Annotated in this window: 9 protein-coding genes and 1 pseudogene; 5 read left to right on the top strand and 5 right to left on the bottom strand. The window is 68.0% G+C overall.

What is annotated here, in order from left to right; genetic code table 11:
• On the bottom strand, positions 1 to 652 hold a 652-nt coding region (locus tag H5J30_RS06625), incomplete at its 3' end, for an MATE family efflux transporter (protein WP_220188604.1).
• 505 nt (positions 653 to 1,157) lie between these two features.
• Between H5J30_RS06625 and dnaB the strand changes: the two genes are divergently transcribed.
• Together dnaB and H5J30_RS06615 are read left to right on the top strand one after the other, a co-directional pair.
• A complete protein-coding gene (dnaB, locus tag H5J30_RS06620) occupies positions 1,158 to 3,491 on the top strand; it encodes a replicative DNA helicase (protein ID WP_181786221.1) in 2,334 nt (777 codons plus the stop codon).
• Between the two features lie 276 nt (positions 3,492 to 3,767).
• Positions 3,768 to 4,028: a LysR family transcriptional regulator gene (locus H5J30_RS06615; RefSeq protein ID WP_309505447.1), complete on the top strand. Its 261-nt coding sequence runs from the start codon at positions 3,768 to 3,770 to the stop codon at positions 4,026 to 4,028.
• 62 nt (positions 4,029 to 4,090) lie between these two features.
• Here H5J30_RS06615 and H5J30_RS06610 read toward each other — a convergent pair whose 3' ends face one another.
• Positions 4,091 to 6,619 (bottom strand): KAP family P-loop NTPase fold protein, encoded by a 2,529-nt coding sequence (locus H5J30_RS06610; protein ID WP_258563147.1) that lies wholly within the window; start codon positions 6,617 to 6,619, stop codon positions 4,091 to 4,093.
• 107 nt (positions 6,620 to 6,726) lie between these two features.
• Between H5J30_RS06610 and H5J30_RS06605 the strand changes: the two genes are divergently transcribed.
• The 3 genes from H5J30_RS06605 to H5J30_RS06595 all read left to right on the top strand — a co-directional run bounded on the left by H5J30_RS06605 (position 6,727) and on the right by H5J30_RS06595 (position 9,085).
• The gene (locus H5J30_RS06605; RefSeq protein ID WP_181786219.1) at positions 6,727 to 7,746 is read left to right on the top strand and encodes a hypothetical protein; all 1,020 of its coding nucleotides are present in this window, start codon (positions 6,727 to 6,729) and stop codon (positions 7,744 to 7,746) included.
• 671 nt (positions 7,747 to 8,417) lie between these two features.
• A complete protein-coding gene (locus H5J30_RS06600; protein WP_181786218.1) occupies positions 8,418 to 8,762 on the top strand; it encodes a hypothetical protein in 345 nt (114 codons plus the stop codon).
• On the top strand, positions 8,759 to 9,085 hold the full coding sequence (locus H5J30_RS06595; RefSeq protein WP_181786217.1) for a hypothetical protein: 327 nt from the start codon (positions 8,759 to 8,761) through the stop codon (positions 9,083 to 9,085). The genes H5J30_RS06600 and H5J30_RS06595 overlap by 4 nt, the downstream gene beginning before the upstream one ends.
• A gap of 374 nt (positions 9,086 to 9,459) precedes the next feature.
• Here H5J30_RS06595 and H5J30_RS06590 read toward each other — a convergent pair.
• From H5J30_RS06590 to H5J30_RS06580, 3 genes and pseudogenes are all read right to left on the bottom strand, one after another.
• Positions 9,460 to 9,861 (bottom strand): annotated as a pseudogene (locus H5J30_RS06590) (dihydrofolate reductase family protein); the annotation flags it as partial.
• A 449-nt stretch (positions 9,862 to 10,310) separates the two neighbouring features.
• The gene (locus tag H5J30_RS37425) at positions 10,311 to 11,579 is read right to left on the bottom strand and encodes a S1 RNA-binding domain-containing protein (protein WP_181786216.1); all 1,269 of its coding nucleotides are present in this window, start codon (positions 11,577 to 11,579) and stop codon (positions 10,311 to 10,313) included.
• 18 nt (positions 11,580 to 11,597) lie between these two features.
• A partial coding sequence (locus H5J30_RS06580; protein WP_181786215.1) for a carboxylesterase/lipase family protein occupies positions 11,598 to 12,846 on the bottom strand: 1,249 nt, incomplete at its 5' end.

Genomic DNA, 12,846 nt, shown 5'->3' with positions numbered 1-12,846 from the left:
CCCACTGCGCGAGCGCGGTGCCCCAGGCGGAGCCGGCGATGCCGAGGCCGGCGCCGTAGACGAGGGCGACGTTCAGCACGGCGTTGGCGGTGAAGCCGCCGATGGCGACGTACAGCGGGGTGCGGGTGTCCTGGAGGCCGCGCAGCACGCCGGTGGCCGCGAAGACCACGAGCATGGCGGGGATGCCGAAGGCGCTGACGCGCAGATACGTGACGGCGTACGGCGCGGCGGTGTCGGAGGCGCCGAAGAGGCCGACGAGGCCGGGCGCCGTGGGGACGGTGACGGCGACGAGCGCCGCACCGAGCAGCGCGGCGAGCCAGATGCCGTCGACGCCCTGCCGGATCGCGGAGCGCAGGTCGCCGGCGCCGACGCGGCGGGCGACGGCGGCGGTCGTGGCGTAGGCGAGGAAGACGAAGACGCTCACGGCGGTGGTGAGGAGGGCGGCGGCGACGCCGAGCCCGGCGAGCTGCGGGGTGCCGAGGTGGCCGACGATGGCGCTGTCGGCGAGCACGAAGAGCGGCTCGGCGACGAGGGCGCCGAAGGCGGGGACGGCGAGGGCGACGATCTCGCGGTCGTGCCGCCGCCGGGTGCGGCGCCGCTGCTCGCCGGGTGTGCCCTGGTCGGGGGCGGCGGGCGCGGGAACGTCGTGCATGCAGCAAATCTAATAGTCCACAGGTAACAGACACAACAGACCGAGGACACTTACAGTGTGACGTGTACGGGGTGAGTGCGCGCGGCTTGCGCCCCGACCTCGGCCCGGAGGGGAAAGTTTTTCTCCTCCACCGGAGGTGGACGAAGAATCAGCAGGTCAAACGGGTGATCGCGGAGCGATAGTGTGCTTGTCCACAGCACTGTCCCCCGGCTCGTACACAGCTTTCCCCAAGTAATCCACAGGTTGGCGGGCGCTTTCCACACCCCCTGTGGATAGCGCAATTGGCGAGAGCCCGCCGCGGACCTACGGTGGACCCTCCCCCCTGCCGACACCGGCGCCGCCGCCCCGCGGTCCGGGGGGCGGACCGACGCGCCGTAACCGGAACGCCGTGGACGAATTGTCAGCGGCGTGCCGTAAGAAGGAGGGGCGCCCTGAGAGGTCCGCCGAGAGGCGGGTGGGAGGAGGTGGGGCAGCTGTGTCCGAGCACCGGGACTACGTGGACACCATGCCCGGGGACGTCCGTCCACTGCGCCGCGAGGCGGACCGGTCCGCCCCCGAAGACCCCTGGGGCCCCGGCGCCCCCGCCGCCTTCGAGCGCGTACCCCCGCAGGACCTGGACGCCGAGCAGTCCGTCCTCGGCGGCATGCTGCTGTCCAAGGACGCCATCGCCGACGTCGTCGAGGTCCTCAAGGGCCACGACTTCTACCGCCCGGCACACGAGACGGTCTACACCGCGATCCTCGACCTCTACGCCCGCGGCGAGCCCGCCGACCCCATCACCGTCTCCGCCGAGCTGACCAAGCGCGGCGAACTCGCCCGCGTGGGCGGCGCGTCGTACCTGCACACCCTCGTCCAGTCCGTCCCCACCGCCGCCAACGCGGAGTACTACGCCGAGATCGTCCACCAGCGCGCCATCCTGCGCCGCCTGGTCGAGGCGGGCACGCGCATCACCCAGATGGGATACGCCGCCGACGGCGAGGTCGACGAGATCGTCAACTCCGCCCAGGCCGAGATCTACGCCGTCACAGAACAGCGCACCGCGGAGGACTACCTCCCCCTCGGCGAGATCATGGAGGGCGCCCTCGACGAGATCGAGGCCATCGGCTCCCGCAGCGGCCAGATGTCCGGCGTCCCCACGGGCTTCACCGACCTCGACTCCCTGACGAACGGCCTCCACCCCGGCCAGATGATCGTCGTCGCCGCCCGCCCCGCCATGGGCAAGGCCCTCGCCCTCGACACCCCGCTGCCCACACCCTCGGGGTGGACGACGATGGGAGAGGTCCGCACCGGCGACTTCCTGCTCGCCGCCGACGGCTCCCCGACCCGCGTGGTGGCCGCCACGGAGGTCATGACCGGCCGCCCGTGCTACGAGGTCGCCTTCGACGACGGCACCACGATCGTCGCCGACGCCGATCACCAGTGGCTGACGGACACCAGGGCCTCCCGCCGCTCCGGGACCACCCCGGCCGCGGTGCGGACGACCAAGGAGATCGCGGAGACCCTGCGCTGCACGAACCTCGCGGACGACCGCCTCAACCACTCGGTCTCCGCCACCGCCCCCCTCACCCTCCCCCCGCGCGCCCTCCCCGTCCCCCCGTACGCGCTCGGCGCCTGGCTCGGCGCCGGCACGAGCGACGGGGCCGGCATCACGACGGCGGACCCGGAGATGCTCACCTTCGCCCCGCGCGAGAACGGCCTTCCGGGCGACAAGCACATCCCCCAGGACTACCTGCGCGGCTCGGCCGAGCAGCGCAGGGAACTCCTCGCCGGGCTCCTCGACAGCGGCGGCAAGGTCACCAGCACCGGCTCGATCCGGTTCACGGCCGCCAACGGGGCGCTCGCCGAGGGCTTCCGCGAGCTGGTGACAAGCCTCGGCCACCGCTGCGGCACGACGACCAAGCCGGCCGCGGGCCACCCGGACCGTACCTCCACCGTCCACATCGTCAACTTCACCACCGCGGACGACGTCTTCCGGCTGGAGCGCAAGCGCCACACCCACGCGTCAAAGCGGCAGACCGGCACCCGCAGGCCGGCACGGCGCTTCGTCACCGACGTCCGCGAGGTGCCGAGCGTCCCGGTCCGCTGCGTACAGGTCGAGCACCCCGACCACCTGTACCTGGCCTCCCGGTCGATGGTGCCGACGCACAACAGCACACTCGCCCTCGACTTCGCCCGCGCCTGCTCGATCAAGAGCAACCTGCCCAGCGTCATCTTCTCCCTGGAGATGGGCCGCAACGAGATCGCGATGCGGCTGCTCTCCGCGGAGGCCCGCGTGGCGCTGCACCACATGCGCTCCGGCAGCATGACCGACGACGACTGGACCCGCCTCGCCCGCCGGATGCCGGAGGTGACGGGAGCCCCGCTCTACATCGACGACTCGCCGAACCTGTCGATGATGGAGATCCGCGCCAAGTGCCGCCGTCTGAAGCAGCGCAACGACCTGCAGATGATCGTCATCGACTACCTCCAGCTCATGCAGACGGGCGGCTCGCGCCGCCCGGAGAGCCGCCAGCAGGAGGTCTCGGAGATGTCCCGGAACCTCAAGCTGCTGGCCAAGGAGCTGGAGGTCCCGGTGATCGCCCTCTCCCAGCTCAACCGCGGCCCCGAACAGCGCACGGACAAGAAGCCGATGGTCTCCGACCTACGCGAGTCGGGATCGATCGAGCAAGACGCAGACATGGTCATCTTGTTGCACCGCGAGGACGCGTACGAGAAGGAGTCGCCCCGCGCCGGCGAAGCGGACCTGATCGTCGCCAAGCACCGCAACGGCCCGACGGCGACGATCACGGTGGCCTTCCAGGGCCACTACTCCCGCTTCGTCGACATGGCCCAGACCTGACGGACGTTGTAGGGTCTCGCGACCCGTGGCGGAATCTCGTGGATCTTCGCGGGGTGGTGGCGGATACGCCACCCCGCTGAGATCTGTAAGAGGAGCGCGGCGAAGTTCACTCGTTCGAGGGTGAGATCGCCGGTCTTCCCCAATGTGTGGGTGCTCTGCGCTGACCGTGTTGCCATCAGGTCGTCAGTTCTCTGGCGTCGGGGTGGGTGATCACGCGGAGGAGCCAGTCACAGCCAGCCACTTCGCGCTGCCGACCAGGCCGATCGAGCGCCGCGCATTCTTCGGCCGGCACTCAGCGGTCAAGGGGTCAACGAGCGCCTGAACCGATTCGCGGCGGCATCCGCCTACACCAGCCTCAGCGCGGCGGCGAGCGGCCTCGGTCTGAACAACTTCACCCTCGTCGCGCAGATCAACCGGATCGAACGGGAGCTTGCCGGACCGCTGTTGGTCAGAGCCGAACGGGGACGACCGATGACACTGACCCCTTTGGGGAGGAATATGTTGAGGGCGATTCGGAAATTTCAACGCGATGCGTAGCAACTGGCTGACCAAACAGCCAGGGATCCGGCTATAGACGCGGCGAGCGGTACGGCGCTTGGTCAGAACTCAGGGCGCCATCCTCCCGAGTACTTCTCGTAGAGCGCTAGAGCGGTGATCAGTTCCTCGGTCGATTCAATCGCCCGCTCGTCGAGGGAACGGCGAAGGGAAACGACGGCCTCAGCTAGACCTGCTTCCCCATCGAAGACGCTCACGAGCGAGTCCCACGCCAGCCGACCTTCCGTTCTCACCGCCACGCTGCCCATAGTCTGGCTGTGCGCTGACGTTACTGCGCTCTCCATCAAGCGCGCGACGACCTGGGGATCAGCGATCCACTCCGCGGCTGAAGGACCGTCTCTGTTGATCGTTGCCACGACTACCGTCCGAAGCAGCATCTTTTCGCGCGCAAGATCCTCAGTGCCGGCTGCGCAGAGCTGAGCGAAGAGTTCCTGCCTCAGGGCGCGCTCAGCTTCCTCCGAGACCAGTGCCTGCCCGTTCGAGCCGCCTCCGACGAGGTCAAGCAGGAAAACCTTCCCGTAAAGGCTCGTGATGCTGTGGAAGAGACTGGTAGCAGCCTGGTCGGCAGATTCTCCATTGAGTGTGCTGAGCAGGGACTTCACGGGGCCCAGGACAGCCCACTCACCTCTTGGTGTGTACATCCCGGTCGGCCCCAGATGGATACGCGGCAGCTGACGCATCAGTGCCGTAGCCGAGGGCAGCACCTGGTTCTCGGAGACATCGCGAAGATGAGGGACAAGACGCTTGAGGACGTCGTCCAGCAGTGGGGCCGGTACCTGCTCCAGCGCCTCGGTGAGCGCCGCCTCATCGCCGATCGTGCCCGCGACGAAGTCGATGTGCCGCACAGGTGCCCGCCCTGCAGGAAGTTGCCGGTGAAGGTAGATGCCAAGCACGTTGCTACAAGCCACGCGTCGGTCCCGCTCCCAGATAGAGATCCAATCCGAACCATAGTTGGAACCGCCAAAGAGCCTGTCAGCAGCAGGGAACAGTAGATGGATGAGCGGCTTCGCATGGCCGTCCAAGAGGTGGATGAAGTCGTCCGCGAAGGTTTTCTCGTGTGGTGTCTGTTCCGTGTTGTGCTGGTGGATCGAGCGGGTTCCCGTGAGCACGTCCGTAGCGGTTGGTAGTAGGTCGTACGCTGCGGGGTAGCGGACACGAAGGGCCTCAAGCGCAAGGATGTCCACCAAGCTCACTTCCGCGTGGCGGCTGCGGACTGCCAAGGGAACCGAGGCCAAGTACCGCTTCACATCTCGGATAGTGGAGAACATCGGGAGGATGAGCTGCACAAAGATGTCCGGCCAGCGTCCTTCGTCGAGTGGCCCTGCATCGATACCTTCGAGCGACTCGGCCAGCCCGTAAGAGATAACCGGAGAGAGGGTCTGAGTGGGGAGTGGCGGTACCTCCATCGAGATCTTCACGATCTTCTCGAGGTAAGCAGATCCTTCAACAGCTTCATCCGTCAGCGCTGCCTCCACAACACTACGGTCGAAGCACAGCACGTAGACGACGTTCGGGAACGAGCCCGTTAGACGCACCAGCCTGAAGAGGTCTCGGATCTCTTGTTGCGACAAGCGGTCAATGTCATCGAGGAAGACCACGATCCGCCCCGGCAGGTCCGCGAGGATCTCAGTGAGCTCAGCCCGCTGCTGGTGGACGCTCGTTTGCTCGTCGCCCAATAGCTTGGAAGTTCCTTCGGCGAGGGCGCTTGCGCCTTCCAGAACGGTGCTGGCACCCGGGATGAACTTCAGAGGTGACAGGGCGGATGAGTACTTGCTCAGACGTTCGGCGACAGCACGGCCTGCGGTTTTGAATTTCTCCTTTCGCGTGCGGTCGTCCCGCAGCTGTCCGGCGAGTTCATCGAAGAAGAACCGCATCAGCTGGTCAGTACCAGTGAAGAACCAGGGGTTGAACTTCACGACCTGTACGTCGTCGGCCGCCTCCAGTGCGCTGGCCGTGAGGTTCAGCAACGAGGTCTTGCCGGACCCCCACCTTCCTGTAAGCGCGAAAACGGCGCCGTACCTCGCGGGTGTGTTGTGGATCTCTGCAGCAAAGGCGTCCGCGAGGCCGGCCCGCTGCAGCAAGTCTTCGCTGGTCTCCTCAATGGGGTCGTCTCCATTGAGGAGCCTGCTGAAGTTGCTTGGAGTTCCGTCGTCCATGCGTAACCCACCCTCAGTCACCGTGGAGAACGAGCGTACTGCCGTGCTCTGACTGTAGGGGCGGCATGCGGATAGCGGTGGGAAGTGCCTGCACTGCCCATCCGCAACCAGCGGAGAGGGCGCACCGGTTGCGCGGCGGGAATCTACCTCTTGGCGATGGCGAGGGGAGGCGGCGCTCGCACCTGCGATCGTGACGACGAGGGTCACGCCGGCGACCGCGACTGTGAGCGGGGTCGCGAGCGAGGGGTGCGCGAGCGTCACGTAGAGCAGACCGGCTCCGATGATGAGGATGACGAGGACGAAGAGCAGGATCAGGAGAGGGAGCAGGAGCAGGGCCGCGGCAGCCGGGTCTGCGGGAGTCGGGGAGGGCTGCTGGGGCTGGGCGGGAGGCGTCTGGGTGGAGTTGCTGTTGGTCATGGCACGAGCATCGTTGCGATCGCCGGGAGATCCTGTCCGACAAAATCGGGGGTGTTCTCCGGACGACCTCGGCGGTACCGAACGCGGGCTTGCGAGATAGTGGCCGTATGGCATTCGGGATGGGGTTCGGTGAGATCGAGATGGACCTTACCGAGACCGGCGTCAGCCTGCGGAATCTCTACGGGTGGCCGGGCTGGGCGATAGAGGTCGACATCGACTGGTCGACCTGGAGCTCGCGCACTGTCCGGGACGTCCCGCCCCCTCAAACCCGGAGCAACGCCCGGCGACCGACCGACGACCCCGAACTGGTCCGGCGCATAAGAAAGGCAGCTGAGGCGGCCAAGGAACTCCCCGGCAGCTCGATTTGGGTGCTCTCCCTGGCCCTTCCCACGCCGCACAAGAAGAAGACGGACTGCGTGCAGTTGCGGGCGGCCACCATCGGCACGATGTACAACTACGCGCTCAAGCTCGGCCTCTCCCCGAAGCGCGCCATCTCGGAGGTCTATGACCTCCCTCTGGTGGAAGCCGAGGGTGAGCGCGCGCAGCCCTCCCGGAAGTACGAGCGCTGGATCGAGCAGGCCCGTAAGACCATCAACCCAGAAACCGGCAGGCCGTACCTCCAGCCCTACAACAGCGAGCTCCACGCCCCCAGGCTGTGGCCGATCGGCCGCGGACACCTACTGGAGCCGCGCCGCGCAAGGCCAGCGTTTCCCGAGCCCGTCCGAGAGCGACAGTACGCCGGCCACGTCCTGACCTTGAGGGTGTCGAGAACGGCGCCGCCGGACTGGGCAGCCCAAGAGGCCCGGGACCGGGGATCCCGGATGATCGGTCCCGATCTGGTCATCGAGGGGTCCTGGTCCAACGGCGAGGAATTGCCGCCACTTCCCGTGCTGCGGGGGGTCAGCCCGGGGGAGACCCCCCGCCGGGTGCAGAGCCTGGTCAAGGAGCTGGAGGGACGCTATCCCGGGGCGAGGTCAAGGCCACCGTCAGCGCTCAGGCAATGGGACAGCCCCCGGAGTGGACTGATTGCGGCGGCGGACCGGGCCCAGTCGTACCCGGGAAGGTTTTCGAAGCCGACGAGATGGGCGAGATGGCGTGTGATGAACCATCCCGCCCTACGACTTTGACGATGAAGACGAGTGACGAGCTCAGCCCTGGGGATCCGCCACTGCTGTGAGACTGATCAACTCCGACACACGGTGAGACAGATCCGAGAGCCGCAGGTCACAGCGATGGCCTCTGACGCAACTGCAAGACCCTACACTTGTTGTAGCGTCTCGAATCCCGCTTCATATCTCAGCCTCAGCAGGTGTCTGCCACCGTCACCACCGCTGGCTCCTCGGCGATGAACAGCATGACCTGACACGGCTGCCCGAGGTCCTGCGAGCCAGTCTCCGGCACCACCGGATCGTCCGCCGAGGCACGTATCCCTCCACCGCGCTGGCCTCCATCGCCGCCTGCGATCGCCTGACCAGATGGTTCACCAGCGAGAGCAGTGGTGAGCCGCTTCGGCAGAGGTGGAACCGTCGGCTCGACGTGCTGGGCGAGGACCCGTCTGGTGATCCCCACCGTCCCTCCGACGCCCGGATCGGGTTGGCCACCTACCCCGAAGCCGTCGCTCTCAGCGGTCTGTTCGCCTCGGCATACCGGCGAGAATCCCCAACTGCCTGCCGAAGCGGCACAGCGACTCGACATCGCACCCCATCAGCCTCCGCTGCATGAGAGGGCAGTCGCCACGATCGGGAAGGACCCTGATCTCACTGCCCGCCTGTCAGTGCCGATCGTCATCATGGGAGACATGACCAACCCGAACCTGACCACCGACAGTATCTGGCGGCTCCACCACGGCAACCAGGAGATTGCTCGGCTGACCGTGACTGGCGCCGATATGCCTTGGATGCACGCTGATGTCGAGATACTTCCTGGTTTTGAAGAGTTCCGTCCCCTCTTCCGTGAGCAAGAGCGGGCTGTCGACCAGGAGGACTGGGAGCGGGCCGACGCCTGCTACATCCAGATCCGCAGTGCGCTCACCCTGACGTTTCCCGACGGTGCCCCGGTCGCCGAGTTCATGCTGCACATCCACGACGACGGCACCGCCGGCTGGCGCTGGCACGACGAGCCCTTGGACGCGGTGAACCCGTGACGACCCAGGTTCGCTGCTTCTGGGGCGAGGACGCCGTCTGGTTCTACTTCGAGTTGGACGCCGATGGCTATGTGATCCGGCAAGTCGAGTTGCAGGAGCCTGGAAGCAAGGCTCTGACCGCTGCCTCGCTGGCCGAGTGGCAAGAAGCCCAAAGAGACGGTCGGTCAGCTGAGTACGAGGCCGTCTACGGTCTGACCGCAGAACCACCCATCTCCGAGTGGGTAGGGCACGACCCGCAGTCGTTGTCGGCCGATGAGTTCGAGATCGTTTGGTCGACCGCCCGCAGTGAGCTTCAGGACCGTCAGCGGCGCCCCTCTTCCTGATCACGTCCACCGCTGAGGCTTCCGACCAGGAAAGTGCCGTCTTGATCGCGAAACCGGCTGTCAAGCGTCTCGCCAACCTGACAATGTCCTGCTCAGGCGGCATCACCGTCGCTATGATCCACGAGACGCACCAACCGCACCGCCCATGCGTCTTCGCGACGCCTCGTCGTTGCCCCCATTGAGTCCCGGTCGAACCTGTCACCCCGTAGGTCAGCGGCCTCGCCCCTGCAAGATCGGATGAGACGGGACATGACTTGCCGGTCGAGGCGCACACCCTTTTTGGGTGACGGAGGCTCCCGTCTGCTGAGGAAATGCCACGACGGTGAGAGGAAACACCCATCCAGCCGTGAGGCAGCGGGAAGCTGCTCAGTGCCGCGCATGGCCGCCTCGGCGAGCGTCGCGCCGCCGATGTCCATCGGGCCGCCGTCCTCGGCCTTGAGCCGGGTGATCTCGGCGACCGCGTCGCCGGAGACCAGGCGGGTGTTCCAGTCGACCTTGTCGATCGTCGAGGAGAACACCACCTTCGACATGTCCCGCCAGCGGCGCGCGAACTCGATCTCTGCCGGGTTGGCGTGGGGCTGCTGGTCGCCGGTCGGCCAGTAGGAGCTCATCGTCTGCCACAGCTTGCGCCCATAGAACGTCAGGTCTGTCGCCTGCAACTGGTCGGACCAGAACTGGAACAGCTCGTCGCTCGGCGCGCTCCAGCCGATGTCGTCGCCGGGCGCGACGATGTAGCCGTCCAGGGTCAGATTCATGCCGTAGATCAGTTTCCGCATGGCGCCGGCCTTCCGTGAGTCGGACTCACGCGTACGGGCCGGCGCGGCGCGGGAAACTCGTTGAGTACCGGCCTTGGGCGGCGGTGGCGGTTGTGTCCATCCAGCGGTTCGACCCGTCGGTGCACGGCATCGTGGCTCAGCCGTTCCTACTGAAGGCCGTGTGGAGGGGAAGGTTGGCAAGCACACCTCGGACGCCTCCTGATCACCGGCGATGGGCGGTGGTGGTGGACGTCAAGCCGCGTCGGCGGCTGTCCCATCCGGCGGTGGCCTTCACGCTCACGTGGGTCAGGAGGTGGAGGCGTGGCGTGGGTGGAAGTACGCGGTGTGGAGCGAGCCGCCGGAGGTGGAGAACATCCGCTTCCTGGCGGGCTATCGCTGCGGGTGGTTGTTCACGCCGGATGTTCCAGGGGAACTGCGTCACCGGCCGATGAGGCCGACCTGGTCACCGTTCACCTCCCGGTTCGGCGCTGTGCAGCCGTCCCTCGTGGGGGGTCCTCCCGCAGGGCCTTGAGGGACAGTGAGACGCGTTCGCGGACGGGGTCGATGTCGAGGATTTCGGCGTTGATCTCCTGGCCGACGGAGACGACGTCCGAAGGGTGGTCGACGCGGCGCCATGACAGCTCCGGAATGTTGATCTTCGCTTCGAAGCCGCCGATGTCCACGAAGGTGACGCCGAAGTCCGCGATCCAGGTGACCGTGCCCGTGACGGTCTCGCCTCGGTGGAGGGTTTTGAGGAAGGCCCAGTTCCGGTCGCTCGGTGTCGGGTCGGTCCGCCAGCGGGCCCGTACCACTCCGTCGCTGTCGGGCAGGACGGCGGTGAACAGGGGGCCCGGCTCGTCGGCGTACACGGGCAGGAGCGCTGCGGCGTCGGCGCCGGAGATGCGGGCAGTCAACTCCGTGAAGGCGTCTTCGTCGGCGACAGCGCTGTGGATCCGGCCGTCCTTGTCCTGCCAGACGGCTTCGACGAGACCTTCGGCGGGCAGGGCGCCGAGGATCCCGTCGATGTCGGAGGAAAGGTCCGGCCACACGGCCAGGCGGGCGCGGGGGGCGAGGTCCGCGCGGACCGTGTCGATGGTGTCGCGGGTGAGGCGGTGCCATCGTGAGGCGCCTTCGAGATGCATCTCTTCCAGAAGTCCGGCGCGGCCGGCCCCGACGGTCCAGTGCAGATCGGCCCAGAAGTCGTCGTCGCCGGGACGCTGGACGTCCTCGTCGGCCTCCATGTCGTACGGGGAGGCATCCAGGCGTTCCGGGAACAGCCCCAGCGCCCGGGTTCTGGCCAGTGCCTCTTCGCAGGGCCGGCTGCTGCCGACGTAGACGTACTGGTCCCATCCCACGTGGACCGCGAACGTGCCGTCCGCCTCCAGCCGGCACCAGGCGCCGTTGTCACGCAGCATTGCCCGCACCAGCTCCAGAGCGGTTTCGAGCGGTACCTCCGCCCCGTCGTGAAATCCGGTGGGTCCGGCGGGGAAGAGGCCGTTCAATCCGTAGCCGTCCACCGTGGGTTCCACGCCGAAGTGCACGAACGAGGGGACCTGCGGTTCGCGTACGGTCAGGTGGTCGACACCGGTGTCGCCGGCAAGGGCCGCGATCGCGTGGAGGTAGGCGGCCTCGACCTCGCCGTGGTCGCTGAAGACGTCCTCGGAGCCGGTGTAGCAGCCGTGGTCGTCGCGGTCGGCGGGGTCGTACTTGGTGACGCGGTAGACGTAGGGGAGTCGCACCTCTCCATCATCCAGCGGTCATGAGCGGGGAGATCCCGGAGGGGTGCCGAGGATTTCCGCCGTCGGTTGCCGCGGGTCGTACGGGGGCCAGCCCGGGGTGCCGGCGGTGGCGAAGTCGACCCACGCGCCGTGGATCCGGGCGGCGAGTCCCGGTGGGGCGGGGGTGGGGCCGAGGAGGCGGGTGCTGCCGTGGAGCCAGGGGGCGTCGGCGATGTCGAACACGAAGGGGAGTTCGACGGTGTGGGCGGCGCCGAGTCGGCCGTCCAGGGCCGTGGAGCGGTGTGCGAACGAGTAGAGATGGGTGCGGCCGTGCGAGATCCGCGCGTGGGCCTGCGCCAGCCGCTTCGTACCGGCTGCGAACAGGGCCTCGCCGAGTACGGCGGAGCGCAGTTCGCCCGGTGTCGCGTCCGGGCGTGCCGCGCGGTGCGCGGCGAGGGCGGCCTCCGGGTCCCGGTGGACCCGGGTGGCGAGGGCGTGGACGTCGGCCGCCGTGGTGGATGCGAAGGCGCCGTGCGGTACGAGGTAGAGGTTGCCCTCCTCGGTGTTGGTGCCGATGAGCAGGTCGACGCCGGCTGCCGGGCCGTCGGCCAGGCTGTCGGCGGGCTGGGCCGGGAGTACCGGGGCGAACGGGCTGAGCCCGGCCAGCGGGTCCAGGGCCGTGCTCGTACGGAGGTCGAGGCCGGCCAGTGCCGGCAGGACCGCCGTGAGGCGTTCGTCCGGGACCGGTGCGAACGCCTCGGCGGTCGGTGCGACGCCCAGCGCGGCGGCCGCCGCGGCGGTGACCCGCTGCGCCTGCTCCGGGGTGAACGCGCCGGTGCCGCTGCCGCTTTGGACGATCGCCCGGTGGAACAGCCCGCGGGCCCGCGGTGTCGCGAGCAGCGCGCCGACGAGCGTGGCGCCCGCGGACTGGCCGAAGAGCGTGACGTTGCCGGGGTCGCCGCCGAACGCGGCGACCGTGTCCCGTACCCAGGTGAGGGCGGCGAGTACGTCGAGCAGGCCGCGGTTCGCGGGGGCACCGGCCAGGTCGAGGAACCCGGGGATGCCGAGGCCGTAGTCGACCGTGACGAGAACGACGCCGTCGCGGGCGAACGCGCCGCCGTCGTAGAGCGCGGCGCGGCTCGATCCGGTGACGAACCCGCCGCCGTGCACGAAGACCATGACGGGGCGTCCGCCGCCGTCCGCGGCGGGGGTGTGGACGTCGACGGTGAGGTACTCCGCGCCGGGCACCCAGCCCGGCCCGAAGTAGGGGGTCATGTCGAGCCGGCCG

The sequence above is a fragment of the Streptomyces phytophilus genome, from assembly GCF_013870535.1.
Classification (GTDB): Bacteria; Actinomycetota; Actinomycetes; order Streptomycetales; family Streptomycetaceae; genus Streptomyces; species Streptomyces phytophilus.
The sequence above is the reverse complement of the archived record's forward strand: the minus strand, read 5'-3'. Positions and strand labels throughout refer to the sequence as shown.